This window comes from Amycolatopsis sp. NBC_01488, assembly GCF_036227105.1.
Lineage (GTDB): Bacteria > Actinomycetota > Actinomycetes > Mycobacteriales > Pseudonocardiaceae > Amycolatopsis.
The window spans coordinates 1,824,995-1,851,298 of record NZ_CP109434.1 but is presented as its reverse complement, the minus strand read 5'-3'; the positions used below and the strand labels follow the sequence as shown (position 1 = coordinate 1,851,298).

Sequence of the window (26,304 nt, the reverse complement as noted above, 5' to 3'; positions counted from 1 at the left end):
CCGGATGCGGACTCGATGGAGAGCCGCGCTCGCGATCGCGGGTGTGGCGTTAGTGCTGGCCGGGTGTTCTTCGGCGGGCAACAGCGCGTCGTCCACGGCGGACAGTGCCGGTGGGGTGGCGAAGGTTCCGGCCGCGCCGCAGCAGGGCACCGGGGGCAAGGCCGAGTCGAAGGTGACGCCGCCCCAGGCCGGGGCGACCGACCGCAAGCTCTCGCGCAGTGCCCGGCTGGAGCTGACCGCCACCAAGGTCGCCGACGTCGTCGCGCAGGCCCGCGGGATCGCGCTGGGCGCCGGCGGCTACACCGGGCAGGAGAGCACCGGCGACGACTTGGCGACGTTGTCGCTGGCGGTGCCCGCGGAGCGGTTGGACCCGGTCCTCGACCAGCTCTCGCACCTCGGCTCGAGCCTGGTGAAGCGCGAGCTGACCACCCAGGACGTCACCGAGCAGGTCGTCGACGTCGAAGCCCGGCTGGCGACGCAGCGGAAGTCGGTCGAGCGGATCCGCGCGCTGCTCTCGCAGGCGACGTCCGTGTCGGACATCACGTCGATCGAAAGCGAGCTGACGAGCCGGGAGTCGGCGCTCGAGTCGTTGGAGCAGCAGCAGAACTCGCTGGCGGGCAGCGTCGCGATGGCGACGGTGTCGATGACGATCCGGAGCGTGGCCGCGCCGCCCCCGGCGCAGGAGGACCGCAGCGGGTTCCTGGGTGGGCTGGCGGCCGGCTGGGACGCGTTCCTGACCTTCGGCGGCGGCCTGCTGACGGTGCTGGGCGCGGTGGCGCCGTTCCTGCTGATCGCCGTGCCGCTGGCCTGGCTGGGCCGGCGGCTGAACCGCCGTCGCCGTCCGGCTCGGCCGGAACCCACCGAGGTGTGAAGCGGGCAGGCGGGACGGCTCGAGGGAGGGGGGAGTCGCGATCTCGAGCCGCCCCGCTGAAGTTCCCGCCGATCAGGACCCGGTGACGAGGGGGGTGCCATCGGGGCCGGCGGGCCGCGGCTCGGCAGGGGGGAGACGAGCCGCGGTCGAAGCCCGAAACCGGCCGGGGAGTGCGTGGAATCCGGCCGTTCGGGACGTAAGCCAACCTGTCAGATCTCGACCTGTAATCACAAGACTACTCACTAGTCCGTTCGAGTGAACTTACCGGTGAGCGATAACGGTGTGCAGCCCCTTGCCCGGATTTTGCGCGTTGTTGGCGGCCGGACTTGTCGAAGGGTGAGGTGTTACTCCGCGGTAACACACTCTGCGTAGGAGCGGAGGTCACCGGTGAGCACGGTGGTCCGTCATGGCAGGCTGAGGGCCATGGCCGAGATTGGGACGTTGGTGCTGCTGCGGCACGGGCAGAGCACGTGGAACGCGGAAAACCTGTTCACCGGCTGGGTGGACGTACCGCTGTCGGAGCAGGGCGAGGGCGAAGCCCGCCAGGGCGGGCAGCTGCTGTCCGGCGCCGGCCTGCTGCCGGACGTGGTGCACACCTCGCTGCTGCGCCGGGCGATCTCCACCGCGAACATCGCGCTGGACGCCGCCGACCGGCACTGGATCCCGGTGAAGCGCGATTGGCGCCTCAACGAGCGCCACTACGGCGCCCTGCAGGGCAAGAACAAGAAGCAGACCCTCGACGAGTTCGGCGAGGAGCAGTTCATGCTCTGGCGCCGCTCGTACGACACCCCGCCACCGGAGATCGACCCGAAGGACAAGTGGAGCCAGGCCGGCGACGCCCGGTACGCGAACCTCGGCGACGACGCGCCGCTGACGGAGTGCCTCAAGGACGTCGTCGAACGGCTGCTGCCGTACTGGGAGTCCGAGATCGTGCCGGACCTGCGCGCGGGCAAGACCGTGCTGGTCGCCGCGCACGGCAACTCCCTGCGCGCGCTCGTCAAGCACCTCGACGGGATCTCCGACGCCGACATCGCCGGCCTCAACATCCCGACCGGCATCCCGCTGCGCTACGACCTCACGGCCGACCTGAAGCCGGTCAAGGCCGGCGGCGAGTACCTCGACCCCGAGGCCGCCAAGGAAGCCGCGGCCGCGGTCGCCAACCAGGGCCGCTGACGCTGTTCAGGAGGCGGTGACCGGCCGGACGGCGGTCGCCTTCCAGCTCGCCCCTTCACGGACGACGTCGAACTCGACCGTGAAGGGCTTGCCGGTGGCCTTGCCCGCCGCGTCGGTCACCTGCAGCGTCGTGAAGAACAGCACGACCGCCCGGCCGCCGGTGAGCGCGACGACCCCGGCCATCGGGTTCGGCCCGAGCGTGACCTTCGTGCCGCTCTTGCGGATCGCGTCGACGTAGCTCGCCTTCTTCGCGCGGTAGTCGCTCAGCAGCGGGTCGGCGATCACCGCCTCGGCTCGCGCGTACGGGCCGTCCGGGTCGGCGCTGTCGGTCGTGAACAGCCCGCCGGCGATGGCCTTGGCACCCGCCACCGCCGCGTCACGGCTGCCCGCGGGGGTCCCGTCGTCCGGCCGCGGCGCCGGGGACGGCTGGGCCGGGTTCACCGCGATGTCCGAGACCCGCCAGCGCCCGTCCGCCTTCAGCGCGGTCAACGCGACCGTGGCCAGCCCCTTCGTGGCGCCGCTGTCCTGCTCGAGCACGGCCAGTTCGCGGACCCGGTCGCCGGTGAAGTCGAGCGCGGCCGCTGCCCGCACCCGCGTGGCCAGGTGGACCGCCTGCTTGCTCTTCCTGACCTGCTCGAACAACGTCGTGAGCTGGTCCTTCGCCGCGCCGGTGACGTTCGCCGCGACGGCCTGGTCGAACGCCGCCGGGTTCGCCGAGTCGTAGCTGAACACCGCCTCGGCCGCCGTCTGCACCCCGTCGAGGGCCGAGCCCGTGCCGCGCGCGTCGACCAGCGCGAGGTTGCCGGTGAGCGGCGTGGCCGTGCCGGAGATCGCCGACGAGCACGCCGACGTCGTCAGTACCAGCGCCAGCAGCGCCCGCTTCACAGCAGGCCGGCCTCGCGGGCCCGCGCTCCGGCCTGGAAGCGGGACGACGCGCCGAGGAGGTCCATCAGCTCCGCCACCCGCCGCCGGTAGGTCCGCAGACCGACCCCCAGCGCCCGCGCGGCCGTCTCGTCCTTGCAGCCCGACGCCAGCTGCTCGAGGATCTCCCGCGCGCCCAGCTCGGTGAACCGGGCCCGGTAGGACTCGAGGTCGGTGCCGCCGGCCCAGGCCGCCTCGAACAGCGACTGGATGCCCTGGACCAGCTGCGGGCTGCTGACGACGGTGTAGCTGCGGACGCCGCCGACGTCGTCCCCGGCCACGATCGCGATCCGGCGGTCCAGCAGGATCGTCTCGTTGACCTCGCGCTCGGTGATCCGGATCCGCGCGCCGTGGGTGGCCATGAACCGCAGGTGCTCCGCCAGGGCCGGGTCGAACAGGACGCCGGGCAGGTACATCTTGCGCACCGACATGCGCCCTGTCGTGCGCACCGCCTGCTCCCGCTCGGGCATCGTCGGGTGCGCCACCGACCAGGTGTGCAGGTCGCGGGCCGCGCACGAGATCTCCGTCGCGGTCGCGAACAAGTGTTGGGTGCGCTCGAACAGCTCGGCCTCGCCGCGCACCACGACGACGTCGCTGACTCTCTCCACGCAGTCCAGTTTGGCAGCTAGCTGCCAACCGCGGCGCCTCGTGCGTCCGACCGGAAGGCTGGAGCCATGACCACGAACACCTCTCCCGCCGCCGCGGCGGGCACCTGGCAGCTCGGCTCCTTCGAAGTCAACCGCCTCGGTTTCGGCGCCATGCGCCTGATGTCGACGTCGGACGGCGGCATCCGCGCGCGCGAGACGTCGATCGCCGTGCTGCGCCGCGCCGTCGAGCTCGGCGTGAACCACATCGACACCGCCGCCTTCTACTTCGCCGGCCCGCGCTCGGCGAACGAGCTGATCAACCGGGCGCTCGCGCCGTACGACGGCCTGACGATCACCACCAAGGTCGGTCCCGGCCGCGACTTCACCGGCGCGTTCTACACCGCCCGGCCGGACCAGCTGCGGGCCCAGGTCGAAGAGAACCTGCGCGAGCTGGGCCTCGAGCACCTCGACGTCGCGAACTACCGGATCGGCCAGGGCCTCGACCGCGGGGAAGGCTCGCTGGCCGACGGCTTCGGCGCGCTCGCCGAGCTGCGCGAGAAGGGGATGATCCGCGAGCTGGGCATCTCCAACGTCGCGCCGCACCACCTCACCGAGGCCCTCGAGATCGCGCCGGTCGTCTGCGTCCAGAACCAGTACGGCCTCACCGCGCGCCGGGAGGACGACGAGATCGTCCGGATGTGCGCCGAGCGCGGAGTCGCCTTCGTGCCGTTCTTCGCCGTCGCGAGCGGGACGGGCGAGGACGCGCGCGTCGCCGAGGTCGCGCGCCGGCACGACGCCACCCCGGCCCAGGTGCGGCTCGCGTGGACGCTGCACCAGGGACCGCACGTGCTCGCCATCCCGGGCACCGGCGACGTCGCGCACTTGGAGCAGAACGTCGCGGCCGCGTCGCTGACCCTCACGGACGACGATCTGAAAACGCTTGATGCGAACGGGTGATTCACCCGGAATGTCTCGCCGCGGAATCGATCGGGTGAACGCGGGCTGAAGCACCGGCGAACAGGTCTTCTTCAGGTGTCGCGGTGCTCACGACAAGGCGGACAACGCTAGGCCGAAGGGCCACATCACGGCTTACGATCGGCCGGTGACCACGCCTGTTTCCCTCGCACTGGCCATCGGGGCACTGGTGGCCGGTGCGGTGGTCGGCTACCTCGTCTCGCGGGCACGCACCCGCCGCGAAGAGGCCCGGCCGCCGGGCCCGACCGTCGCGGAGCTCCTCGAACGGCTGGTCCGGTCCTCGCACAACGGCGTCGTCGTCCTCAACAAGTTCGGCGACATGGTGCTGCACAACCCCCGCGCCTACGAGCTGGGCCTGGTGAAGGTGAACCAGGCCGACTCGCGGGCCCGCAAGGCCGCCGAACAGGTCGTCGAGACCGACGAGCCGATGGAAATCGACCTTTCGCCCATCGAGGCGCGCGGCCGCCAGCCGGAGGCGGTGCTCGGCCAGGTCCGGCCGCTCGGCGACGGCTTCACCGTCGTCGAGGCCGTCGACCACTCCGAGGCCATCCGGCTGGAGGCCGTGCGCCGCGACTTCGTCGCCAACGTCAGCCACGAGCTCAAGACCCCGGTCGGCGCGATCGCACTGCTCACCGAGGCCGTGCTCGATGCCGCCGAGGACGTCGAAGAGGTCCGCCGCTTCGGCGGCAAGATCCTGCGCGAGTCCACCCGGCTCGGCCAGCTCGTCACCGAGCTGATCGCGCTGTCCCGGTTGCAGGGCGCCGAGCGGCTGCCGGACCTCAACGTCGTCGAGGTCGACGCGGTCGTCCGCGAGGCGCTCGGCCGGACGACGCTCTCGGCCGAGTCGGCCGACATCCGGATCACCACCGACACCCCGAGCGGCCTGCTCATCGAGGGCGACCGGACGCTGCTGGTCACCGCGCTGTCGAACCTGCTGGAGAACGCCGTCGCGTACTCGCCGGCCCGCAGCCCGGTGTCGATCAGCAGGCGGCTGGCCGACGGGATGGTCGAGATCGCCGTCACCGACCGCGGCATCGGCATCCCCGAGGACGAGCAGACCCGCGTGTTCGAGCGCTTCTACCGGGCCGACAAGGCCCGCTCGCGCGCCACCGGCGGCACCGGGCTGGGCCTGGCGATCGTCAAGCACGTCGCGGCCAACCACGGCGGCTCGGTCGGCCTGTGGAGCCGGCCGGGCACCGGCTCGACGTTCACCCTGCGCATCCCCGCGCACGTCCGCCCCGACCCGGCCCCGGAGCCCGGCCGGACGGCGGCCAAGACCTCGCCGGCACCACGGCAGGAGAAGACCCCCGAGCGCACCCCGAGGCTCGTGGTTACCGGGCAGGACAGCCCAGATCATGGAGGAAACCTGTGACCAGGGTTCTCATCGTCGAGGACGAGGAGTCGTTCGCCGACCCCCTCGCCTTCCTGCTGCGCAAGGAAGGGTTCACCGCGGCCGTCGCCGGCACCGGCCAGGCCGCGCTGGAGGAGTTCGACCGCAACGGCGCCGACATCGTGCTGCTCGACCTCATGCTGCCGGGGATGAGCGGCACCGACGTCTGCAAGCAGCTGCGGCAGCGTTCGGCCGTGCCGGTGATCATGGTGACGGCGCGGGACAGCGAGATCGACAAGGTCGTCGGCCTGGAGCTGGGCGCGGACGACTACGTGACGAAGCCCTACTCGGCCCGTGAGCTGATCGCGCGGGTCCGGGCGGTGCTGCGCCGCGGCGGCGAGCCGGGCACCGACGGCGAGCTGGCCCCGCTGGTGCTCGCGGCGGGCCCGGTGCGGATGGACGTCGAGCGTCACGTCGTGACGGTCGACGGCGCCGAGGTGTCGCTGCCGCTCAAGGAGTTCGACCTGCTCGAATACCTGCTGCGCAACGTCGGCCGGGTGCTGACGCGCGGGCAGCTGATCGACCGGGTGTGGGGCGCGGACTACGTCGGCGACACGAAGACGCTCGACGTCCACGTGAAGCGGCTGCGCTCGAAGATCGAGCCGGACCCGGGCTCCCCGCGGCACCTGGTGACGGTCCGCGGCCTGGGCTACAAGTTCGAGACGTAAGCGCGTTTCGGGCGGTATCGCCCCGGGGGGAGGCGCGCCGGGGCGGTACCGCACCGAGTGTTGTTGGTTACATGTTCGAGACCTGGCCCTCGGGCCGGTACCCTGGACCCCCGTGCGCCTAGGGGTACTCGACGTCGGTTCCAACACCGTCCACCTGCTCGTGGTCGATGCCCACCGTGGCGCCCACCCGACGCCGATGCATTCCGAGAAGTCCGTGCTGCGCCTGGCCGAGCGGATCACCCGCACCGGCGACCTCAGCAAGACCGGCGCCGACGAGCTCGTGACCGCTGTCGAGTCCGCGAAGGAAGCCGCCGCGCGGCTCGGCTGCCAGGAGGTCATGGCCTTCGCCACCTCCGCCGTCCGCGAAGCCAAGAACTCCGCGAAGGTCCTCGCCCGCGTCGCCGACGAAACCGGCGTCGACCTGCAGGTCCTCTCCGGCATCGACGAAGCCCGGCTCACCTTCCTCGCCGTCCGGCGGTGGTACGGCTGGTCGGCGGGCCAGCTGCTCGTGCTGGACATCGGCGGCGGTTCGCTGGAGGTCGCGATGGGCCGCGACGAAGAGCCCGTCCTGGCCGAATCCCTGCCCCTGGGCGCCGGCCGCACCACGCGCACCCGCTTCCGGCACGACCCGCCGACGCGCTCGGAGCTCGTCGCGACGTCGGCGTGGCTGGACGACCAGCTCACCGAGCTCGCGCGGAAGGTCACCAAATGGGGTGAACCCGATCGGGTCGTCGCCACGTCGAAGACGTTCCGGTCGCTCGCCCGGCTGACCGGTGCCGCCCCCTCGGCGGCGGGCCCGCGCGTGCGACGTACGCTTTCGGACACCGCCTTGCGCCAGCTCCTGGCCTTCATCTCGCGGATGCCGTCGGCCGACCTCGCGCAGCTGGAGGGCGTCAGCTCGAGCCGGTCGCACCAGCTGGTGGCGGGCGCGCTCGTCGCGCAGGCCACGATGCGGGCACTCGGATTGCCGGAACTCGAGATCTGCCCGTGGGCTCTGCGAGAGGGTGTCATCCTGCGGCGGCTGGACCATTCCAACGGCGCGGATGAGACTGGAGCCGCCCTCGTGGGGCGCTTCGGCGCACAGGAGGACCGGTGAAAGCACCCGGCTGGACTTCCCGGACGGACAACGGGCACGGTGGAGAGGTGACGGACATGCGAAGGTCGGCGTACAGCGCGCGCTGCGCAGCCGGGATGCCGTCGGGCACCTCCTCGCGAGGTGCCGCCAGTGACAACTCGGTGCGCGCAAGGGACTACCAGGTATGACGGACCAGACCGGAGGCGACCAGCCGCAGAAGACCGTGGCTGAGCTGCTCGCCCAGCACGGTGCCCAGGTCGACGGCGGCAACCGCCGCCGTCGGCGGCGCGCGGCCGATGACGACGAGCCCGGCACCCCGGAGACCCCGGGCGCGACCGGCTCGCACCGGCGTCCGGGCGTGACCGACACCGGCCCCCAGGCGATCATCGACCGGGTCGCCGGCGAGGGCACGCCGCCCCCGCCGAACCGGCCGGCCGGACGGCGTCGCGCCGAGCCGCCGCCCGCACCGCGCGTGGCCCCGCCGGAGTCCCCGCCGCGGCCGGTCCCGCCACCCCCGCCCCCGGCCCGGCCCGCCCCCGGCGGCGGCGAGTCCGGCCAGTACGCGCGCCCCCCGGCGCCGCCGCAGCCGTCGGGCCAGTTCACCCGGCCGCCCCAGGAGTCCGGGCAGTTCGCCAACCCGCCCGCCCGGCCGCCGCAGGAGTCCGGCCAGTTCGCGAACCCCCAGGAGTCGGCGCAGCTGCCCGTGCCGCCGCGCGCGCCCCGGCGCCAGCCGCCGCCCCCGCAGCCGTCGCAGCAGCTGCCGACCCCGCCAGCGCCCACGGCCGAGGAGACCCGCGGGGCCGTCCCGCCGGTCCGCCGCCGCCCGCCGCCTCCCCAGGCGTCGCAGCAGCTGCCCACCCCGCCGCCCCAGCCGTCCCAGCAGCTGCCGACGCCACCGCCGCCCGGCGGTCCGCTGTCGGCCCGGCTCGACGGCCTCAACGGCACCCCGGACGCCGACATCGACGTCCCGCCGGGCCCGATGGCCAGCGGGACCTTCTCGACGCCGCCGGCGGCACCCGGCCGCCCGCGCCGCGGCCCCGCGCGCCGTCCGCAGCCGCAGCGGGAGGCCTACACCGAGCAGTTCGACGCGGTGGCGGGCGAGCAGCCGCCGCTTCCGCCGGCGCCCGGGAAGAACCCGGCCGACGGGCCCGAACCGTCGTCGCCGGGCGGGCTCGCGAACTGGCGCAAGCGCCGCCAGAAGGAGCAGCTGGAGGACACCGAGATCGGCGTCATGCCGGTGGTGCCCACCGACGCCCCGGACGACGGCTACCCCGACGACGACTTCGAGCCCGAGGGCTTCGCGCCGGACGGCAGCGGCTACCAGGCCGCCTACGACGCCGGCCCGCCGACCGGCACGTACCCGCCGCCGATGCCGTTCGCGCCCGGTGAGCGTGCCTCGCGGGCCCCGATCCCGGACGACCTGGAGCCCTACGAGCGCGAGTTCGCCGACGGCTACCCGGCCGACGGCCCGGACTTCGAGCACGACGACTACGGCTACGAGCAAGGCGACGGCTACGAGGACGACGAGTACGACGACGCGCCCGAGCCCGCCGCCGAGCCGGAGCCCGCGACCTCGCCCGGCAAGGCGTGGCTGGCGCTGGCCGGCCAGCTGGCGATGGGTGTCGTCGGCGGCGCGGCCGTGTGGCTGGGCTTCAACTGGCTGTGGGTGAACATCCCGGCCGCCGCACTGGTGGCGGCGCTGCTGGTGGTGGTCGCGCTGGTCTGGATCGTGCGGAAGATCCGCCGCGCCGAGGACCTGCAGACCACGGTCCTGGCGGTGCTGGTCGGCCTGGTCGTGACGGTGTCCCCGGCGGCGTTGCTGCTCGTCGGCCGCTGACGGCGGCGGGACGCGGTGAGATCCGCGTCCCCTTCCGCGCGTGCCCCTGCTCCGCACCCTCGGTGACGAGGCAGGATGGCGCGCGTGACAGACGAGAAGCCGGTCCCCGTCGGGCTCAGCACGGCGTCGGTTTGGCCCCTCAAGGCCGGGACCGCCTTCGAGCTCGCCGCCGAGCTCGGGTACGACGGCGTCGAGGTGATGGTCTGGGCCGACGCGGTCAGCCAGGACGTCAGCGCCCTGCGCCGGTGGTCGCGCCGCACCGGGGTGCCCGTGCTGTCGATCCACTCGCCGTCGCTGCTGATCACCCAGCGGATCTGGTCGCCCGACCCCGTGGTGCGGCTGCGGATGTCCGTGGAGGCCGCGCACGAACTCGGGGCCCGGACCGTGGTCGTCCATCCGCCGTTCCGGTGGCAACGCCGTTACGGCGATGCCTTCGGTGATCTCGTCGACGAGCTGGAGGAGTCGAGCGGGATCGAAATCGCCGTCGAGAACATGTTCAAGGTGCGCCCGCCGGGTGGTTCGAAGAATTCCCGCGTCTCCGCGTTCCGGCCGTCGATCGACCCGACGGACGTCGGTTTCCGGCACTACACGCTCGACCTGTCCCACACAGCGGCAGCCCGGATGGACGCACTCGCACTGGCGCAGCGGATGGGCGAAGGCCTCTCACACCTCCATCTGGCGGACGGCACCGGCGTCCCGAGGGACGAACACCTGGTGCCCGGACGCGGCGGCCAGCCCTGCGCGGAGCTGCTGGAGAAGCTGGTCAGCAGCGGTTTCGCCGGTCAGATCGTGCTGGAGATCAACACCCGGCACGCCGTCACCGGCGCTCAGCGGGTCCGGGATCTGGCGGAGGCATTGCTGTTCGCGCGTTTCCACCTGGGGCAGTAATTGCGCACTCCCGCGCGGACACGACTACTCCCGGGTCCATTTACCGGGGTCGAACACGTAAAGTTCCGGCTGTGAAACCGTCGCGCTGTTCGATCGTCACCTCTCCGGATTCCACCATTGGTACGGCGCGTTCGTGAGCGGAACGGACGGCACCGCCGTGGCTTTCGACACGGCGAGTGCGGCGCGGTCGCTGGGGGACGGCACCTTCACCGCGGTGCTGCGTGCGGAATGGGCCATCGGCTCGCACCCGCACGGGGGTTTCCTGCTGGCCCTGCTGGCCAAGGCGGCGATCGCCGCCCTGCACGAACGCGGTGAGCCGCACGCGGAGCCGCTCGTCGTCAGCGCGGAGTTCCTGCACGCGGCCGCGCTCGGCCCGGTGCTGCTGCGCACGGACGTCCGGAAGGTCGGCCGCCACGCGACGGTCGTCGAGGTCCGGCTGGAGCAGCGTGGCCGCAGCTGCGTCGAGGCACGCGTGACGACCGGCCGGCTGCCGATGCGGCGCCCGGAGTGGACGGACGTGCCGTCGATGCCCGCCGAGCCGTCCCCGGGCGCGCTCGCCATGGCCGAGAGCACCGAGGGCCCGTTCAACCTGGCCAAGGGCTGCGAGGTTCGCCTGGACCCGGCGACCGCGGGCTACCTGGCCGGCCGCACCGGCGAGCCACCCCGGATGCGGCTGTGGGTCCGGCCGCGCAACGGCCTGGTCGACCCGTACTTCGCGCTCCTCGCCTCCGACGTCAACCCGCCGGTGGTGATGAACCTGGGCCGCATCGGCTGGGCGCCGACGGTCCAGCTGACGGCGTTGCTGCGGACACGTCCGGCCCCGGGCTGGCTGCGGGTGGTGGTGGAGTCCCGTTCGGTGCACGAGTCGTGGTTCGACTCGGACGCCACCGTGGTCGACTCCCAGGGACGGCTGGTGTGCCAGGCCCGGCAGCTGGGGCTCGCCCCGGCACCGGGCGCCTGAGGCGCGTTTGGCACGCTTTACGCCATGACGGTCATCGCGGTGCTGGGTGCGGGAAAGATCGGCGAGGCGTTGCTCTCGGGGCTGCTGCACGGCGGCCACGAGCCGGGCGACCTGCTCTTCACCGAGCGGTACCCGGCGCGCGTCGAAGAACTCACCGCGCGCTACGGCATTCGCGGCGTCGAGGTCGAGGAGGCCGCGAAGCAGGCCGACGTCCTCGTCGTGGCCGTGAAGCCGCAGGACATCGAGCCGGTGCTCGACGAGCTCGCGCCGCTGCTGAGCCCGTCTTCGCTGGTCGTGTCGCTGTGCGCCGGGCTGCCGACCTCCCTCTACGAGCGGCGGCTGGCCGAGGGCGTGCCCGTGGTGCGGGTCATGCCGAACACGCCGATGCTCGTCAACGAGGCCATGAGCGCCATCTCGGCCGGCCGCCACGCCACGGCCGAGCACCTCGCCGTCGTGCGTGACCTGCTCTCGCACGTCGGCCAGGTCGTCGAGGTGCCGGAGGGCCAGCAGGACGCCGTCACCGCTCTCTCCGGGTCCGGTCCGGCGTACTTCTTCTTCCTGGTCGAGGCCATGATCGACGCCGGCATCCTGCTGGGGCTGCCGCGCGCGCTGGCCGGGCAGCTGATCATCCAGTCGGCGGTCGGGGCGGCGAAGATGCTCGCCGAGTCGGACGAGCACCCGGTGCTGCTGCGCGAGGCCGTGACGTCCCCGGCGGGCACGACGATCAACGCGATCCGCGAGCTGGAGAAGCACGGCGTCCGGGCGGCGCTGCTCGCAGCCATCGAGGCGGCGAAGGACCGGTCCGTCGAGCTGGGCAAGGCTCACGAAGGCTGACGGGGCCGCCAGTCGTTCGCCCAGGCGTCGAGCTGGATCAGCGTCTTGAACAACGACGTCCCCTGCTCGGTGAGCGAGTAGCCCTCGGTGTGGCCGACCAGGTCGGCTTCGCCCAGCTCGCGCAGCCGCGTGGCCAGCACGCTCGACGAAACGCCGTCGCACCGCTGCTGCAGCTCGCGGAACGTCGGCTTCGCGCCGTCGCGCAGCTCCCAGAGGATCCGCAGCGTCCAGCGCCGGCCCAGCAGGTCGAGCAGCGCCATCACCGGGCGGCCCGTGGCCGAACCGCGGACCGGGTGGCCGGGCAGGGGAGTCGTCATTGCTTTCCTTTCCGAAGCGCCCGATGCTAGCGTGCCGCACATGCCTCTGAAATCGAAGCAGCCCCGGATCGTGCCCCTCGAGCCGCCGTTCGACGCCGAGGCTGCAGACGTCCTCGAGCGGCTCGGGCCGCCCATCCAGCTGTTCCGCGTCTGGGCGCGGCGTCCCGACCTGGCCCGCGGGGTCGCGAGCTGGGGTCGCTACTACTTCTCGACGCAGTCGGCGCTGACCGTCCGGCAGCGCGAGCTGGTCATCCACCGGACGACCGCCCGGTGTGGGGCCGACTACGAGTGGGGCGTGCACGTCGCGGCCTTCGCGGAGAAGGCGGGCTTCGACGAGGCGCAGCTCGGTTCGCTGGCCGCCGGCAGCCCGTCCGACGCGTGCTGGGACGCGGCGGACCGCGCGGTGCTGACGGCCGTCGACGAACTGCGCGCGACCGCGGACCTGTCCGACGAGACCTGGGCGCACCTGGTGGCCGCCAGCGGTGAGGACGGCGCGCTCGACGTCCTGCTCGTCTGCGGGTGGTACCACGCCATCTCGTTCACGGTCCGGGCGCTGCGGCTGCCCCTCGAGCCGGGCACCACGCGCCCGGATTCGCCGTAATGGGCGATTGCGGCGGTATTGCACGCGCGGGTGCTTGGGCGTTAGCGCTGGTAGGAGCCCATCTCGGTGACAGGCGTCGCTTTAGTCCCACCAGTCCCGCTACTCTCGATAGAGCACGTGCGTGTCGATACCACAGGTGGGGAAGCCTCGTGGCGCGACACGTGTCGAAGGACGCGGTAAACATGTCGCCGAACAAGAAGGAGGATCTGCCGGCAGTCGGGCAGGTCCAGTTCCTGACGGTCGCCGAGGTGGCCACGCTGATGCGGGTCTCCAAGATGACCGTCTACCGTCTCGTGCACTCGGGTGAGCTGCCCGCCGTCAGGGTCGGGAAGTCCTTCCGGGTGCCGGAGAAAGCAGTGCACGAGTACCTCCAGGGCGCGTACTACGACGTGGGCTGATCCACGTCTCGGCCAGCGGCGCGCCGTGCTACGACGTGCCCGCTGACCGGCCCGCCCCGGGTGACGGGTAACCTGGAAAACCGCTCGTGCCTGTGCGCTCCACCCGTTGGACGCTGCGCCGGGCAGCGTGACCGACGACGACCTAAGGAGCGCCCATGGGCTCTGTGATCAAGAAGCGCCGTAAGCGCATGTCGAAGAAGAAGCACCGCAAGCTGCTTCGCCGCACGCGAGTGCAGCGTCGCAAGGCCGGCAAGTAAGACCCAGCCGTGCGTAGCCGTGGCCCGTCCAGTCTCTGGACGGGCCACGTCCATGTGGCGGGTCGGTTCCCCCCGTTCGAGTGAGGCCTTCGTCGCATTCCGGCGCGAATCGGTTAATAGCACGTAAGACACCCCTGAGCTACCACTGATGAGCGGTAACATCGCCAGGGCGTCCGCGCGATGCTTCCAGTGAGTGCAGGCCCGCGCACTTCGGGTGATCGTCCACCCCCACACGCCCCTACGCCGCAGGGAGTCGAATGCCGTCGAACATCGTGCTCGTCACCGGGGTCGCCGGGGAGCTGGGCGGGAAGCTCCTCGCCCGGCTGGGCAACAACCCCGACTTCGAACGGGTCATCGGTGTCGACACGGTCGCCCCGGACAAGGCGGTCCTGCAGCGCATGGGGCACGCGGAATTCGTCCGCGCGGACATCCGGAACCCGCTGATCGCCAAGGTGATCAGCACCGCGAAGGTCGACACGGTGGTGCACGCGTCGTGCACCGCGCACCCGGCCGGGCCGGGGCGCCGCACCGCGATCAAGGAAGTCAACGTCATCGGCACCATGCGGCTGCTGGCCGCGTGCCAGCGCTCGCCGCTGGTGCGCAAGCTGGTCGTCAAGTCGACGGCGGCGGTGTACGGCGCCGGCGCCCGCTCGCAGGCGGTGTTCACCGAGGACTCCGAGCTCATCCCGACGTCGACCAGCGGGTACGCGAAGGACGCCGTCGAGATGGAGGGGTACGTGCGCGGCCTGGTGCGGCGCCGTCCCGACATCACCACGACGCTGTTCCGCTTCGCCAACATCATCGGGCCGTCGACCGACACCGTCCTTTCGCGCTACTTCGCGCTTCCGGTGGTGCCGACCGTTTTCGGGTTCGACGCCCGGATCCAGCTGCTGCACTCCGCGGACGCGCTGGCGGTGCTGGAACGCGCGAGCCTGAACGACAAGCCCGGCGTCTTCAACGTCGGCTCGGAGGGGGTACTCACCCTCTCGCAGGCGATCCGGCGAGCGGGCCGGGTCGAGCTGCCCATGCCGCGGGGTGCGATGCCCTCGGTCGGCAAGGTCCTGCGCGGCGCCCGCGTCGTGGACTTCTCCGCCGACCAGGTCCGGCTGCTGAACTTCGGCCGGGTCGTCGACATCGCCAAGCTGAAGAGCGAATTCGGCTACACCCCGCGGTGGACCACGCGTGAGGCGTTCGACGACTACATCGTCGGACGCGGGCTCCGGCCGGTGCTCGACGGCGGCAAGCTGGCGGGCCTGGCAAGCAAAGTGCTCGTCGCCGCAGCGACCGGGCAGTCAAGCCGATGAGCAGGCCCTTCGGGGGTCCGGGTGGCGGAGCCCCCGGCCCGGAGCGAAGCTCCGGTTATTACAGCAGACCGCACGACTTGGACGACTTCGGAAGCGAGGCGGAAACGGTGGGCGGTGCCGAGGCACAGGTCATCCCCCTGCACGGACCGGGCCGGGAGAAGCCGGACGCTCTTACTGCTGAACGTGACCTTCGCGAGGAGGAAGCGGCCCGCGCGGACGCGCCGGTCGTCGCCTTCCCCGGCGCGGACCAGCCGGCTCCCGAGGAGCCGCTGTCGGACGCCGCGCGGTCGGCGCTCGGCTTCATCCGCGACCGGCTGACCGGCGACTACACGGTCGACGAGTTCGGCTTCGACGCCGAGCTGACCGACGCGGTGTTCCTGCCGCCCCTGCGCGCGCTGTACAAGAAGTGGTTCCGCGTCGACACGTTCGGCGTCGAGAACCTGCCGGTCGAAGGCGGCGCGCTCCTGGTGTCGAACCACTCGGGCACGCTGCCGCTGGACTCGTTGATGACGGCGGTGGCGGTCCACGACGAAACCGGCGGCCGTCACCTGCGCGGCCTCGGCGCGGACCTGGTGTTCCAGGTGCCGCTGGTGGGCTCGTTCGCTCGCAAGTCCGGCCAGACGCTGGCCTGCAACGCGGACGCGGAACGCCTGCTGGGCAAGGGTGAGCTGGTCGGCGTGTGGCCGGAGGGCTTCAAGGGCGTCGGCAAGCCGTTCTCGTCGCGGTACAAGCTGCAGCGCTTCGGCCGCGGCGGCTTCGTGTCGGCGGCCCTGCGCGCGGGCGTCCCGATCATCCCGGTGTCGGTGATCGGCGCGGAGGAGATCTACCCGAAGCTGGGCGACATCAAGCTCCTGGCGCGGATGTTCGGGCTGCCGTACTTCCCGGTGACGCCGTTCTTCCCGCTGTTCGGGGCACTGGGCGCGATCCCGCTGCCGACGAAGTGGAGCATCGAGTTCGGCGAGCCGATCGCGACGGACGCGTACGGCCCGGAGGCGGTGGAGGACCCGATGCTGGTGTTCCAGCTGACGGACCAGGTGCGCGAGTCGATCCAGCAGACGCTGTACCGGCGGCTCTCGCAGCGGAAGTCGGTCTTCCGCGGCTGACGCCGGCGCCGTGCTCAGCGACGGCGGTAGGCCATGCCCGCCGCCACCGCTCCGGCGAGCGCGCCCGCACCGAGCACCGACGGCACGCCGATCTTCGCCGCCTTGCGGCCGGTCCGGAAGTCGCGGATCTCCCAGCCGCGAGCCCGCGCGACGTCCCGAAGGCCACCATCCGGGTTGACCGCCACCGCGGTGCCCACCGCCGACAGCATCGGGATGTCGTTCGCCGAGTCCGAATAAGCCGTGCAGCGCTTGAGGTTCAGGCCCTCGCGGGACGCCAGGGCCCGCACCGCGTGCGCCTTCGCGCGGCCGTGCAGCAGGTCTCCCACCAGGCGGCCGGTGTACACGCCGTCACGGGTCTCCGCGACCGTGCCCAGTGCCCCGGTGAGCCCCAGCCGGCGCGAGATGATCGCCGCCAGCTCGATCGGGGTCGCCGTGACCAGCCAGACGCGCTGGCCCGCGTCCAGGTGCATCTGGGCGAGCGCGCGCGTGCCGGACCAGATCTTGTCCGCCATCAGCTCGTCGTAGATCTCTTCGCTGATCGACGTCAGCTCGGCCACCGTGCGTCCGGCCACAAAGGACAGTGCGCGTTCGCGGTGGGTCTTGATGTCCTCTTTGTTCTCGCGGCCGCCGAGGCGGAACTTGATCTGGCCCCAGACGAAACCGGCCAGGTCCGACGACGTGAAGAACTTCCGCGCCGCGAGGCCGCGGGCGAAGTAGAAGATCGACGCGCCCATCATCATCGTGTTGTCGACGTCGAAGAACGCCGCGGCGGTGAGGTCCGGCGGTGCGGGCGGGGCGGAGGGTTCGGCGACCACTCGGGCGTGGGCGGCCTCGGCCGACGCCTCGCCCGCGAGCGCGGCGAGCCGTTCCAGCTCCTGACTCTTATCCCTGCCACGCCAAGCTGACACGCACACCGCCTCCACGTCTGCCCACGTCTGGCCACGTCCCTGCGAACGTCCGGATCCTTCGCACAGCGTAGCGAGCCGCCCACCGCGCCGTCGCAGGTGTGGCCCGGACCTCAGCCGATCACGATCGGCGGCAGACCCGGGAGCAGCGGCGGGATCGAAACCAGCGGCGGCGGCTGCGTGGTCGAGGTCACCGGCGGCCGCTGCGTGGTCGTCGGGGTCTGGCCGTAGACCGGCGGCGGCGTCACTCCGCCGCTCGGCACCGGGATGCCCGGCGTCGACGCGGCGTCCGACGGCGGCAGCTGCGTGCCGGTCGGCGTCGGCGGGGTGCTCTCGGCGGACGACTGCGGTGCCGACGAGGCCGGCTCGCCACCCGCCGAAGGGGCCGGCCGCGGCGTGCACTCGCCGGTCGCCGGGAGCGGGCCAAGGTCGTCGGACGTGCCGGTGGTGATCTGGTAGCAGTTCATCCGCTCGACGAGCCCGCTCGTGCGCTCCTGGACCTTGCCGAGCAGGTCGCGCGCGTCACCGAACACCGTCGCCGCGTCCGCCGGGAGCGTGGGCTGCTGCGCCGCCAGCCGAGCCGCCTGGTTGCGCGCCCACAGCCGGACGTCGGACAGCGCCTGCGTGCCGCCACCGTCGCTGGTCGCCGCCGCCGACATCTGGGCGACGCCCGCCTTGAGGTCGGTGGCGAAGTCGTCGTACGCGGTTCGGTAGTCGGCCTCGCCGGCGCCCTGCGCGGCCAGCTCGCTCAGCTCGGTGACGCGGTTGGTGGCGAACTCGAGGTGCTTGCGCGCCTTCGCCTGGTCGCCGAACGTCAGGCCCAGCGCCGCCGACTCACCGGCCCGCTTGACGCCGTAGAGCGGGCCGCCCGGCAGCGCGTCGCGGGAGAGCACCAGCGTCAGGCCGGAGAGGACGAGGAAGAGGAAGAGCGCGGCGGCCACCAGGTCGGCGGTCCGCGGCCGCCACCTCCGACTCGGGGTGGCCGCCGCCGTCTCCAGGCGGCCCGCGATCTCCGCGTGGATCCGCTGCCGGGTCTCCAGGTCCGGGGCCCCGGCCGCACCGAGCTCGCGCAGGGCGCCGACGAGGGCCAGTTCGTCGGCGAACTCGCCGTCCCGGCGTACCGGGGACGGCTCCAGGGCACGCGCGAACCGGTCGATCTCGGCTCGCTCACGCGCAAACCTCACTGCGCAGCTCCATCTCGGGCCATGGCCGGCTCGGTAACGCCGGTCTGGCAGGAGTAACGATTAAGAAGCCGCCGGGGTTACCGGTTTCGGTCGACGGGCCGAAAAGTTCGCGGGATCAGCGCAATCCGGTGGGCAGAAGTTGTGCCAAACGGCGTACCGCGCGGTGCTGCAGCGCCTTGATCGCGCCCTCGTTGCGGTTCATGATCTCGGCCGTCTCCGCCACCGACAGCCCCTGCAGGAACCGCAGGATGATGCATTCCCGCTGGTCATCGCCCAGTTCGGCGACGCAGCGGAGCAGCTCGGTGCGGGTCGCGCGGCTGATCGCCTCCTGCTCGGGCCCCGCCTGGACGCTCGCGCCGACGCTGAACGGCGCCGAGCCCGGCTCGGTCACCTCGTCGGTGACGACCTCGAGGCGGAAGCGGCTCGACTTGACGTGGTCGAGCACGAGGTTGCGGGCGATGGTGACGAACCAGGCGCCGACGTCACGGCCTTGGTAGCTCACCGACGTGATCCGGCGCAGCGCGCGCAGGAACGTCTCGCTCGTGACGTCCTCGGCGAGGTCGCGGTCGCCGAGCCGGAACAGCACGTACCGGTAGACGACGTCGACGTAGCGGTCGTAGAGCCGGCCGAACGCGGACGAGTCGCCGTCCTGCGCGGCGCGCACCAGGTCCCACGCCTCGGCCTTGGCGGCTTCGGCGCGCTCGTCGTCGGAGGCGGCGGCCTGCCTGCTCAGCGGCACGGACGCCGAGCGCCCGAACACGCGCTCGGCGAACATGAAGACGGGCCCACGGCTCACGGCGGTCGGCACGGTCATCGGGCGGCACCTCCGGCGGCGGCTCTGACCCAGTGGGCCACGGTACCCCCGGACCACGGACGAGCAGGGGCCTGCCGGCTCGCATGCCCCACGACCTCGTGGGCAGGCAAGTTCGTCACGGCGACTCCCTCTCTCCGGTCGCGGCGGTGATCAACACCACCCCGCGACGCAGTGCAGCATACGTGTAGTTACCGCGAAGTAGGTAGTGGTTCCGGGGTTGCACAGACGCGACGCTCGCGGTCAGCACCCATGACGTCGCTCCGAATGACAGACTTGCAACGGTTTGGGCCCGGCGAGGAGAGGTGGACCGCGGATGAGTGCTCCAGAGGGGACGCAGCCGGGGGTCGGCGGGCTGCTCACGCGGGCCGCGGCCACGTGGCCGGACCACCCGGCCGTGCGGGAGACCGGGACCGGGCGCGGCCTGACGTACCGCCAGGTCGAGGCCGCCGTCCAGGCGCAGGCCGGGCGGCTCGCGGGTGCCGGTGTCGAGCCGGGCGACCGGGTCGCGCTGCGGCTGCCGACGTCGGTGGACTTCGTGGTCGCTTTCTTCGGTGCACTGCGCGCCGGCGCGGTCGTCGTGCCGCTGTCGCCGCAGGCGCCCGGGCCGGAGCTGGAGAAGCTGCTCGGGCACAGCGGTGCCAAGGTTGTCATCACGCGCGACGCCGACGAGGTGCTCCCCGACGGCGTGACGGGTCTCACTCCGGAATCCGACCCGGATGGACCAAGCGAAATCGTCGACGACGGCCGGGCGGGCTCCGGGGAGGACATCGCCGTCGTCTCGTACACCTCGGGCACCACCGGCCCGCCGCGCGGCGTGATGCTGTCGCACCGCGCGCTGCTGGCGAACTTGGCGCAGCTGGGCGGTGTCGAAGGCGTCCTCACGCACGACGACCGCGTGCTGATCACCATCCCGCTCTTCCACGTCTACGGCCTCGGGCCCGGTCTGCTGCAGGCCGTGTCCGCGGGCGCGACGGCGGTCCTGTCGGAGCGGTTCGAAGCGCAGCGCACGCTGGACGACTGCGCCGAGCACGGCGTCACGACGATCACCGGCGTCCCGACGATGTACGCGGAGTTCGCCGCGCTCGGCACCGACGAACTGCAGGCGAAGCTGACCACCGTCCGGCGGATGACGTCGGGCGCCGCGCCGCTGCACCCGAAGGTGCTTGGCGCGATCCGCGAGGCCACCGGTCTCGACGTCTACGAGGGCTACGGCCTCACCGAGTGCGCGCCGGTGGTGACGTCGACGCTGGTCACGGGCTACCCGAAGCCCGGTTCGGTCGGGCGGCCGCTGCCCGGCGTCGAGCTGCGGCTGGTGGACAGCGACGGCACCGACCAGGCCGTGCCGCTCGACCCGGACGACGTCGACGACGTCTTCGAGGCCGAGGGCGAGACCGGGCTGGTGTCGATCCGCGGCGCGAACCTGTTCTCCGGCTACTGGCCCGATGGCGGCCACGGGCCCGACGACGAGGGCTGGTTCCGCACCGGCGACGTCGGCTACCTCGACGTCGACGGCGACCTGCACCTGGTCGACCGGGCCAACGACCTGATCATCGTCAACGGCTTCAACGTCTTCCCACGCGAGGTCGAGGAGGTCATCGGGCAGCTGTCCGAGGTGGCCGAGGCGGCGGTCGTCGGTGTCGTCGACGAGCGAAGCGGCGAAGCGGTGAAGGCGTTCGTGGTGCCGGCGGCCGGGGCGTCGCTGTCGGAGCAGCAGGTCGTCGACCACTGCGCGGCCCACCTGGCCGGGTACAAGGTGCCGCACGCGGTCGAGTTCGCCGAGTCGCTGCCGCACTCGGCCACCGGCAAGCTGCGCCGCGTGCGGTTGCGGTAGTAAGGACGTCATGGCGCACGAAGTGACGGTGATGAGCCGGGTGGGCTGCCACCTCTGCGAGGTCGCGGAGGCGGACGTCGCCCGGATCTGCGGCGAGGTCGGAGCCACGTGGAAGACCGAAGACGTCGACACGGACCCGGAGTGGCGCGCGGAGTACGGCGACCGCGTCCCGGTGATCCTGGTCGACGGCGCCGAGCACGGCTACTGGCGCGTGGAGGAAGACCGGCTGCGGAAGGCCCTCGCCTGAGCCGTAACACGCTCGTAAGGGGGATCGGGCAGCCTTCCGGAGCGACTGCTCCGAAGATGGAGGCGTGAGCACCTTGCAGGAAGCGCCGCCCGAAGCACCGAGGCGGCTTTCGCTGCCCGTCGCGACCCTCATCGGGCTGTTGGCGCTGGCCGCCGCCCTCGGGGTCGGGCACTTCGTCGCGGGCTTCGTCGGTTACACCGCTTCGCCGTTCATCGCGGTCGCCAACTACGTGATCGACCACAGCCCGACCGGGATCGTGAAGTGGGCCGAGCGAACGCTGGGCACCTGGGACAAGCCGGTCCTCAAGATCGGGCTCGGCGTCGTGCTCGTCCTGCTGGCGGTGCTCGCGGGCCAGCTCTCGCGCCGGACGCCGCGGGCCGGGCAGGTGCTCGTCTTCCTGCTCGGGGCCGCCGGGGTCGCCGCGGTCTACGCGCGCAGCGACCTCGGGCAGGTCTCGCTGCTCGCGCCGGTCGCCGCCCTCGGCGCCGGGCTCGTCGTGTTCACCTCGCTGCACCGAGTCGCACTGCCCGCGGACGTGGTGCGCGACCGGGGCTTCGACCGCCGGAAGTTCCTGCGCGCCGGGATCGGCGTCGCCGCCGGTTCGGGGATCGCCGCCGTCGTCGGGCAGGTGGCCGGGACCAGCAAGAACGCCGAGGACTCCCGGGCTGCCGTCGGGCCGCTGGTCCCCGCGCGCACCGCGCCGTCGCTGCCCGCCGACGCCGACTTCGCGAAGCTGGGCTCGCCGCCGTTCATCACGCCGAACGGCGACTTCTACCGCATCGACACCGCGCTGGTCGTCCCGCAGGTCCGCACCGAGGACTGGAGCCTCAAGATCCACGGGATGGTCGACCGCGAGGTGACCTTCTCCTACGCCGACATCCGCAACCGGCCGCTGGTCGAGCGCCGCGTCACGCTGACCTGCGTCTCCAACGAGGTCGGCGGCCCGCTGATCTCGAACGCGACTTGGCTCGGCGTCGACCTCGTCGACCTGCTCGACGAAGCCGGCGTGCGGGCCGGCGCCGAGCAGATGTACGCCACCAGCGTCGACGGCTGGACGTGCGGCACCCCGGCGAACGTCGCGCTCGACCCGCAGCGCGGCGCGATGCTGGCGATCGGCATGAACGGCGAGCCGCTGCCGATCGAGCACGGCTTCCCGGCGCGGATCGTCATCCCGGGCCTGTACGGGTACGTGTCCGCGACGAAGTGGGTCGAGTCGCTCGAGTTCGCCAAGTGGGACGACCGGCAGGCGTACTGGCTCAGCCGCGGCTGGGCCGAGCAGGCCCCGATCAAGACGGAGTCCCGGATCGACACGCCGTCGGGCTTCGCCGGGGTGACCGCGGGCAAGGTCCGGCTGGCCGGCACGGCGTGGGCGCAGCACACCGGCATCGCGAAGGTGGAGGTCCGGCTGGACCAGGGACCGTGGCAGCCGGCGACGCTCTCGGCCGAGGTCAGCAAGGACACCTGGCGCATGTGGTGGATCGAGCTGGACGTGCCGAAGGGGACGCACCAGGCGTCCGTCCGCGCGACCGACCAGGACGGCTACACCCAGACGGAGAACCGCGCGGACCCGGTCCCGGACGGCGCCACCGGCTGGCACTCGGTCACCCTCGACGCGCACTGACCACGAGCAGCGCGCCGGAGCCGTTCACCGTGTCCGGTGCGCCGCTCGCCGCGGCACCGTCGGCGCGGCCGCGCCGCACTCGATCACCCTTCGGCGCCCGCCTGCCCCGGAAGTGCCTGGCGGACAAGGATTCTGACACCGTGTCATGATCGAGCGCCGCGCGGAACCGCCTCCGACCAGTGACTTTGTGCGCGCGTTCACAAGTGGTCTACCGTAGAACCATCGCCCCCGGGCGGTCCGCATCGAACCGGACCCCGCGCCCTGGGTCAAGACACAGTTCGGAACGGCCGTGGCGATGGCCGCCGGGTGCACAGCGGGCAGGAGACGACGGCGTGGTGACACAGCGGGGGAGGCGCGACGAAGCGGGCTCCCCGGGCCGGCCGCCGCGCCGGACGCGCCGCCAGGACACCCCGGACGCCGACAACGCGCCGACCGCCGAAATCCCCGCGGTACCCGCCGAGGGCAACGGCCGCGGTGTCCCCAACGGGGATGCCCCCGAGGCCGTCCGGGCGAAGTCGATCCCCGAAGCCGCGGTCGCGCGCCTCGCCGTCTACCTCCGGGTGTTGTCCGGAATGTCGGAACAAGGCGCGACGACCGTTTCCAGCGAAGAGCTTTCCCAGGCCGCGGGCGTCAATTCCGCGAAATTGCGCAAGGACCTTTCGTACCTGGGCTCCTACGGCACCCGCGGCGTCGGCTACGAGGTCAGCGTCCTGGTCAGCCAGATCGAGCGGATCCTGGGCCTCACGCGCCAGCACAAGGTGGCCGTGGTCGGGATCGGCAACCTCGGCCACGCGCTGGCCAACTACGGCGGCTTCCCGGGGCGCGGGTTCCCGGTCGAGGCCTTGTTCGACCTGGACCCGGACCTGATCGGCGTGCCGGTCGGCGGCCTCCCGGTGTCGCACATGGACGACATCCCGCGGGTCTGCGCCGAGCGCGGCATCTCCATCGGCGTGATCGCCACCCCGCCCACCGCCGCCCAGTCGGTGTGTGACCGCCTGGTCGCGGGCGGTGTCCAGTGCATCCTCAACTTCGCCCCGGTCGTGTTGCAGGTTCCTGCTCACATTGAGGTCCGCAAAGTGGATTTGGCCGTGGAGCTGCAGATACTCTCGTTTCATGTGGCCCGCCGCGCGGATGACGCCGCCGGTAATCAGGGCACTTCCGGATTACCGGCCGTGGGCTCGCCCGCCGAGAATGGCAAAGGCAGCGGGCGGAACGGCTCGGGTCCGGACGGCGGACGGGAAATGGTGGTGCGCTCATGAGCGTGTTGGCGGTCGGGCTTTCGCATCGCAGCGCCGAGTTGAGCACGCTCGAGCGCGTCGCGGTGCCCGCGCCCGAGATCGGCAAGGTGCTCGACGAGCTGCAGCAGGCCGAGCACGTCAGTGAGGTCATGCTGGTCTCGACGTGCAACCGGATCGAGGTCTACGCGGTCGTCGAGACGTTCCACGGCGGCCTCAACGACGTCTCCGAGGTGCTCGCCCGCCAGGCCGGGATGGAGCCGGCCGACCTCTACGACAGCCTGTACGTGCACTACGCCGGCGCGGCCGTCGAGCACCTCTTCTCGGTCACCTCGGGCCTGGACTCGATGGTCGTCGGCGAGACGCAGATCCTCGGCCAGGTCCGGTCCGCCTACGCCACCGCGCGCGAGGCCGGCACCGTCGGCCGCACGCTGCACGAGCTGATCCAGACCACGCTGCGCGTCGGCAAGCGCGTCCACACCGAGACCGGGCTCGACCAGCTCGGCGCGTCGGTCGTGTCGGAGGCGCTGGCCGCGGCCGGGGACGTCGCCGGCAAGCACGCCGTCATCGTCGGCGCGGGCTCGATGGGCGCGCTGAGCGCGTCGCAGCTGCGCAAGGCCGGGATCGGCGAGATCACCGTGGCCAACCGCACCGACGCCCGCGCCCGCCGCCTCGCCGCGAACGTCACCGAGCAGGGCGTGCCGGCCCGCGCGATCCCGCTGTCCGCGGTCGCCGACGCCGTGCGCGACGCCGACGTCGTGATCTGCTGCACCGGCGCGCAGGACGCCGTCTTCGGCACGGAGCACGTGCTGCCGCGCGGCGGCCGGGCTCTGGTCGTCTGCGACCTCGGCCTGCCCCGCGACGTCGATCCGGCGGTCGGCGAGCTGGCCGGCGTGCGCGTCGTCGACCTGGCCACCATCCAGCGCCGGATGCGCGAAGCCGGCACCCCGACCACCGAGCGCCAGACGGCCAAGGCGACCGGGATCGTCCTCGACGAGGTGCGCGACTACCTCGCCGGACAGCGCAGCGCCGAGGTGACGCCGACCGTGACCGCGTTGCGCAAGCGCGCGGCCGAGGTCGTCGACGCCGAGCTGCTCCGGCTGGACAACCGGCTCCCCGAACTGGACGGCGCCGTTCGCGAAGAGGTCGGCCGCACGGTCCGCCGGGTGGTCGACAAGCTGCTGCACGCGCCGACGGTGCGGGTCAAGCAGCTGGCCGCCGAGACGGCCGACACCGACTACGCGAACGCGTTGCGAGAACTGTTCTGCCTCGACCCGCAGGCACCGGCCGCCGTGGCGAGCCCGAAGCCCCCACCAGAGAAGAAGTAGCAGTGACCAGAGTCATTCGCATGGGCACGCGTGGTTCGAAGCTCGCGCTCACCCAGACCGGGACCGTCGCCGACGCCCTGCGCGCCACCGGCGTCGAGGTCGAGATCGTCAAGGTGACCACGCCCGGCGACAAGTCGCTGGCGCCGATCGCGACGATCGGTGTCGGCGTGTTCACCTCCGCGCTGCGGGAAGCCTTGCTGCGGGGCGACGTCGACGTCATCGTCCACTCCTACAAGGACCTGCCGACCGCACCCGAGCCGGGCATCACGCTCGCCGCCGTGCCGCCGCGCGAAGACCCGCGGGACGCGTTGATCGCGCGCGACGGGCTCACGCTGGGCGAGCTGCCGCCGGGTTCGACGGTGGGCACGGGTGCCGCCCGGCGCACCGCCCAGCTGCGCGCGCTGGGTCTCGGTTTGGAAATCGTGCCGATTCGCGGCAATATCGACACCCGCATGCGCAAGGTGACCGACGGCGAGCTGGATGCCGTGGTGCTGGCGCGTGCCGGACTGGCCAGGATCGGACTGGCCGAGGCGATCACCGAGACCCTCGACCCGATCCAGATGCTGCCCGCACCCGCCCAGGGCGCGCTGGCGGTGGAGTGCCGGTCCGCCGACGTGGACCTCGAGCAGCTGCTCAGGTCCACAGTGGACGACGAGGGCACGCGGGCCGCGGTGACGGCCGAGCGGGCCCTGCTGGCCGCGCTCGAGGCGGGGTGCAGCGCGCCGGTGGGCGCGCTCGCCGAGATCGTCGAAGATCTCGACGCCGAGGGCAAGGTCGTGGAACGGATCTCGCTGCGCGGCACCGCCGCGGTCGAAGGCGAGAACGGCGCGGTGGACATGGTCCGGGCCATCGCGCTGGCCGACAAGGACCAGGCCGCCCAGCTGGGCAAGGACCTGGCCGCCGAGCTGCTGGACCTCGGAGCCGGAGCCCTCTCCGGCCCGGCTCAGTAGCGCTCTCGCGAGCGCTTCGAAGACGTAGG

Annotated in this window: 27 protein-coding genes; 21 read left to right on the top strand and 6 right to left on the bottom strand. The window is 72.2% G+C overall.

Annotation, left to right across the window (positions count from 1 at the left end):
* Window positions 1-4: 4 nt before the first annotated feature.
* The gene (locus OG738_RS08790; protein ID WP_329052737.1) at window positions 5-871 is read left to right on the top strand and encodes a DUF4349 domain-containing protein; all 867 of its coding nucleotides are present in this window, start codon (window positions 5-7) and stop codon (window positions 869-871) included.
* A gap of 423 nt (window positions 872-1,294) precedes the next feature.
* Window positions 1,295-2,044: a phosphoglyceromutase gene (locus OG738_RS08785; protein WP_329052736.1), complete on the top strand. Its 750-nt coding sequence runs from the start codon at window positions 1,295-1,297 to the stop codon at window positions 2,042-2,044.
* A gap of 6 nt (window positions 2,045-2,050) precedes the next feature.
* On the opposite strand, the gene OG738_RS08780 is transcribed toward OG738_RS08785, so the two are convergent.
* Together OG738_RS08780 and OG738_RS08775 are read right to left on the bottom strand one after the other, a co-directional pair.
* Window positions 2,051-2,929 (bottom strand): hypothetical protein, encoded by an 879-nt coding sequence (locus OG738_RS08780; RefSeq protein WP_329052734.1) that lies wholly within the window; start codon window positions 2,927-2,929, stop codon window positions 2,051-2,053.
* A complete protein-coding gene (locus OG738_RS08775; RefSeq protein WP_329052733.1) occupies window positions 2,926-3,573 on the bottom strand; it encodes a DNA-binding response regulator in 648 nt (215 codons plus the stop codon). Before OG738_RS08775 ends, OG738_RS08780 begins: the two co-directional genes overlap by 4 nt.
* A gap of 66 nt (window positions 3,574-3,639) precedes the next feature.
* Here OG738_RS08775 and OG738_RS08770 point away from each other — a divergent pair, with 66 nt between their 5' ends.
* The 8 genes from OG738_RS08770 to proC all read left to right on the top strand — a co-directional run bounded on the left by OG738_RS08770 (window position 3,640) and on the right by proC (window position 12,180).
* Window positions 3,640-4,509, top strand: coding sequence for an oxidoreductase (locus OG738_RS08770; RefSeq protein ID WP_329052732.1), 870 nt, complete (start codon window positions 3,640-3,642; stop codon window positions 4,507-4,509).
* Window positions 4,510-4,654: 145 nt separating this feature from the next.
* The gene (locus OG738_RS08765; RefSeq protein WP_329052730.1) at window positions 4,655-5,899 is read left to right on the top strand and encodes a sensor histidine kinase; all 1,245 of its coding nucleotides are present in this window, start codon (window positions 4,655-4,657) and stop codon (window positions 5,897-5,899) included.
* A complete protein-coding gene (locus OG738_RS08760; RefSeq protein ID WP_329052728.1) occupies window positions 5,896-6,585 on the top strand; it encodes a response regulator transcription factor in 690 nt (229 codons plus the stop codon). The genes OG738_RS08765 and OG738_RS08760 overlap by 4 nt, the downstream gene beginning before the upstream one ends.
* 112 nt (window positions 6,586-6,697) lie before the next feature.
* On the top strand, window positions 6,698-7,681 hold the full coding sequence (locus OG738_RS08755; RefSeq protein WP_329052727.1) for a Ppx/GppA phosphatase family protein: 984 nt from the start codon (window positions 6,698-6,700) through the stop codon (window positions 7,679-7,681).
* A gap of 163 nt (window positions 7,682-7,844) precedes the next feature.
* Window positions 7,845-9,497, top strand: coding sequence for a hypothetical protein (locus OG738_RS08750; protein WP_329052725.1), 1,653 nt, complete (start codon window positions 7,845-7,847; stop codon window positions 9,495-9,497).
* 75 nt (window positions 9,498-9,572) lie between these two features.
* The gene (locus OG738_RS08745; protein WP_329052724.1) at window positions 9,573-10,385 is read left to right on the top strand and encodes a sugar phosphate isomerase/epimerase family protein; all 813 of its coding nucleotides are present in this window, start codon (window positions 9,573-9,575) and stop codon (window positions 10,383-10,385) included.
* Window positions 10,386-10,518: 133 nt separating this feature from the next.
* Window positions 10,519-11,346: a thioesterase family protein gene (locus OG738_RS08740; protein WP_329052723.1), complete on the top strand. Its 828-nt coding sequence runs from the start codon at window positions 10,519-10,521 to the stop codon at window positions 11,344-11,346.
* Between the two features lie 24 nt (window positions 11,347-11,370).
* Window positions 11,371-12,180 carry a pyrroline-5-carboxylate reductase gene (gene proC / locus OG738_RS08735; protein WP_329052722.1) on the top strand — a complete coding sequence of 270 codons (810 nt, stop codon included), beginning with the start codon at window positions 11,371-11,373 and terminating at the stop codon, window positions 12,178-12,180.
* Here the strand turns inward: proC and OG738_RS08730 are convergent.
* Window positions 12,168-12,497 (bottom strand): winged helix-turn-helix transcriptional regulator, encoded by a 330-nt coding sequence (locus OG738_RS08730; RefSeq protein ID WP_329052720.1) that lies wholly within the window; start codon window positions 12,495-12,497, stop codon window positions 12,168-12,170. The two genes, proC and OG738_RS08730, sit on opposite strands and share 13 nt — an antisense overlap.
* 40 nt (window positions 12,498-12,537) lie before the next feature.
* Here OG738_RS08730 and OG738_RS08725 point away from each other — a divergent pair, with 40 nt between their 5' ends.
* The 5 genes from OG738_RS08725 (at window position 12,538) to OG738_RS08705 (ending at window position 16,160) form a co-directional block, all read left to right on the top strand.
* A complete protein-coding gene (locus OG738_RS08725; RefSeq protein WP_329052718.1) occupies window positions 12,538-13,098 on the top strand; it encodes a carboxymuconolactone decarboxylase family protein in 561 nt (186 codons plus the stop codon).
* Window positions 13,099-13,280: 182 nt separating this feature from the next.
* A complete protein-coding gene (locus OG738_RS08720; RefSeq protein ID WP_013222402.1) occupies window positions 13,281-13,496 on the top strand; it encodes a helix-turn-helix domain-containing protein in 216 nt (71 codons plus the stop codon).
* 155 nt (window positions 13,497-13,651) lie between these two features.
* A complete protein-coding gene (locus OG738_RS08715) occupies window positions 13,652-13,753 on the top strand; it encodes a 30S ribosomal protein bS22 (RefSeq protein ID WP_007030867.1) in 102 nt (33 codons plus the stop codon).
* A gap of 257 nt (window positions 13,754-14,010) precedes the next feature.
* Window positions 14,011-15,057, top strand: coding sequence for an NAD-dependent epimerase/dehydratase family protein (locus tag OG738_RS08710; RefSeq protein ID WP_329052715.1), 1,047 nt, complete (start codon window positions 14,011-14,013; stop codon window positions 15,055-15,057).
* Between the two features lie 77 nt (window positions 15,058-15,134).
* A complete protein-coding gene (locus tag OG738_RS08705; RefSeq protein WP_329052712.1) occupies window positions 15,135-16,160 on the top strand; it encodes a lysophospholipid acyltransferase family protein in 1,026 nt (341 codons plus the stop codon).
* A 14-nt stretch (window positions 16,161-16,174) separates the two neighbouring features.
* Here OG738_RS08705 and OG738_RS08700 read toward each other — a convergent pair whose 3' ends face one another.
* The 3 genes from OG738_RS08700 to OG738_RS08690 form a co-directional block, all read right to left on the bottom strand.
* Window positions 16,175-17,083, bottom strand: coding sequence for an HAD family hydrolase (locus OG738_RS08700; protein ID WP_329052710.1), 909 nt, complete (start codon window positions 17,081-17,083; stop codon window positions 16,175-16,177).
* 95 nt (window positions 17,084-17,178) lie between these two features.
* The gene (locus OG738_RS08695; RefSeq protein ID WP_329052708.1) at window positions 17,179-18,249 is read right to left on the bottom strand and encodes a DUF5667 domain-containing protein; all 1,071 of its coding nucleotides are present in this window, start codon (window positions 18,247-18,249) and stop codon (window positions 17,179-17,181) included.
* 115 nt (window positions 18,250-18,364) lie between these two features.
* Window positions 18,365-19,063, bottom strand: a complete 699-nt coding sequence (locus OG738_RS08690) for a sigma-70 family RNA polymerase sigma factor (protein WP_329052705.1) — start codon at window positions 19,061-19,063, stop codon at window positions 18,365-18,367.
* A 313-nt stretch (window positions 19,064-19,376) separates the two neighbouring features.
* Between OG738_RS08690 and OG738_RS08685 the strand changes: the two genes are divergently transcribed.
* The 6 genes from OG738_RS08685 to hemC all read left to right on the top strand — a co-directional run bounded on the left by OG738_RS08685 (window position 19,377) and on the right by hemC (window position 26,275).
* Entirely contained in the window at window positions 19,377-20,894 is a 1,518-nt protein-coding gene (locus tag OG738_RS08685) for an AMP-binding protein (protein ID WP_329052704.1), read from the top strand.
* Window positions 20,895-20,904: 10 nt separating this feature from the next.
* Window positions 20,905-21,141, top strand: coding sequence for a glutaredoxin family protein (locus OG738_RS08680; protein ID WP_329052702.1), 237 nt, complete (start codon window positions 20,905-20,907; stop codon window positions 21,139-21,141).
* A gap of 64 nt (window positions 21,142-21,205) precedes the next feature.
* On the top strand, window positions 21,206-22,762 hold the full coding sequence (locus OG738_RS08675; protein WP_329052699.1) for a molybdopterin-dependent oxidoreductase: 1,557 nt from the start codon (window positions 21,206-21,208) through the stop codon (window positions 22,760-22,762).
* A 332-nt stretch (window positions 22,763-23,094) separates the two neighbouring features.
* A complete protein-coding gene (locus OG738_RS08670; RefSeq protein WP_329052697.1) occupies window positions 23,095-24,021 on the top strand; it encodes a redox-sensing transcriptional repressor Rex in 927 nt (308 codons plus the stop codon).
* Window positions 24,018-25,325: a glutamyl-tRNA reductase gene (locus tag OG738_RS08665; RefSeq protein WP_329052695.1), complete on the top strand. Its 1,308-nt coding sequence runs from the start codon at window positions 24,018-24,020 to the stop codon at window positions 25,323-25,325. Before OG738_RS08670 ends, OG738_RS08665 begins: the two co-directional genes overlap by 4 nt.
* A 20-nt stretch (window positions 25,326-25,345) precedes the next feature.
* Entirely contained in the window at window positions 25,346-26,275 is a 930-nt protein-coding gene (gene hemC, locus OG738_RS08660; protein ID WP_329052693.1) for a hydroxymethylbilane synthase, read from the top strand.
* Window positions 26,276-26,304 lie beyond the last annotated feature (29 nt).

What these genes read in the sequence shown, in the direction of transcription:
- OG738_RS08790 (WP_329052737.1), top strand. Translation starts at nt 5, where the DNA reads ATGCGGACTCGATGGAGAGCCGCGCTCGCGATCGCGGGTGTGGCGTTA.
- OG738_RS08785 (WP_329052736.1), top strand. Translation starts at nt 1,295, where the DNA reads ATGGCCGAGATTGGGACGTTGGTGCTGCTGCGGCACGGGCAGAGCACG.
- OG738_RS08770 (WP_329052732.1), top strand. Translation starts at nt 3,640, where the DNA reads ATGACCACGAACACCTCTCCCGCCGCCGCGGCGGGCACCTGGCAGCTC.
- OG738_RS08750 (WP_329052725.1), top strand. Translation starts at nt 7,845, where the DNA reads ATGACGGACCAGACCGGAGGCGACCAGCCGCAGAAGACCGTGGCTGAG.
- OG738_RS08745 (WP_329052724.1), top strand. Translation starts at nt 9,573, where the DNA reads ATGGCGCGCGTGACAGACGAGAAGCCGGTCCCCGTCGGGCTCAGCACG.
- proC (WP_329052722.1), top strand. Translation starts at nt 11,371, where the DNA reads ATGACGGTCATCGCGGTGCTGGGTGCGGGAAAGATCGGCGAGGCGTTG.
- OG738_RS08730 (WP_329052720.1), bottom strand. Translation starts at nt 12,497, where the DNA reads ATGACGACTCCCCTGCCCGGCCACCCGGTCCGCGGTTCGGCCACGGGC.
- OG738_RS08725 (WP_329052718.1), top strand. Translation starts at nt 12,538, where the DNA reads ATGCCTCTGAAATCGAAGCAGCCCCGGATCGTGCCCCTCGAGCCGCCG.
- OG738_RS08720 (WP_013222402.1), top strand. Translation starts at nt 13,281, where the DNA reads ATGTCGCCGAACAAGAAGGAGGATCTGCCGGCAGTCGGGCAGGTCCAG.
- OG738_RS08715 (WP_007030867.1), top strand. Translation starts at nt 13,652, where the DNA reads ATGGGCTCTGTGATCAAGAAGCGCCGTAAGCGCATGTCGAAGAAGAAG.
- OG738_RS08710 (WP_329052715.1), top strand. Translation starts at nt 14,011, where the DNA reads ATGCCGTCGAACATCGTGCTCGTCACCGGGGTCGCCGGGGAGCTGGGC.
- OG738_RS08690 (WP_329052705.1), bottom strand. Translation starts at nt 19,063, where the DNA reads ATGACCGTGCCGACCGCCGTGAGCCGTGGGCCCGTCTTCATGTTCGCC.
- OG738_RS08685 (WP_329052704.1), top strand. Translation starts at nt 19,377, where the DNA reads ATGAGTGCTCCAGAGGGGACGCAGCCGGGGGTCGGCGGGCTGCTCACG.
- OG738_RS08680 (WP_329052702.1), top strand. Translation starts at nt 20,905, where the DNA reads ATGGCGCACGAAGTGACGGTGATGAGCCGGGTGGGCTGCCACCTCTGC.
- OG738_RS08665 (WP_329052695.1), top strand. Translation starts at nt 24,018, where the DNA reads ATGAGCGTGTTGGCGGTCGGGCTTTCGCATCGCAGCGCCGAGTTGAGC.
- hemC (WP_329052693.1), top strand. Translation starts at nt 25,346, where the DNA reads ATGGGCACGCGTGGTTCGAAGCTCGCGCTCACCCAGACCGGGACCGTC.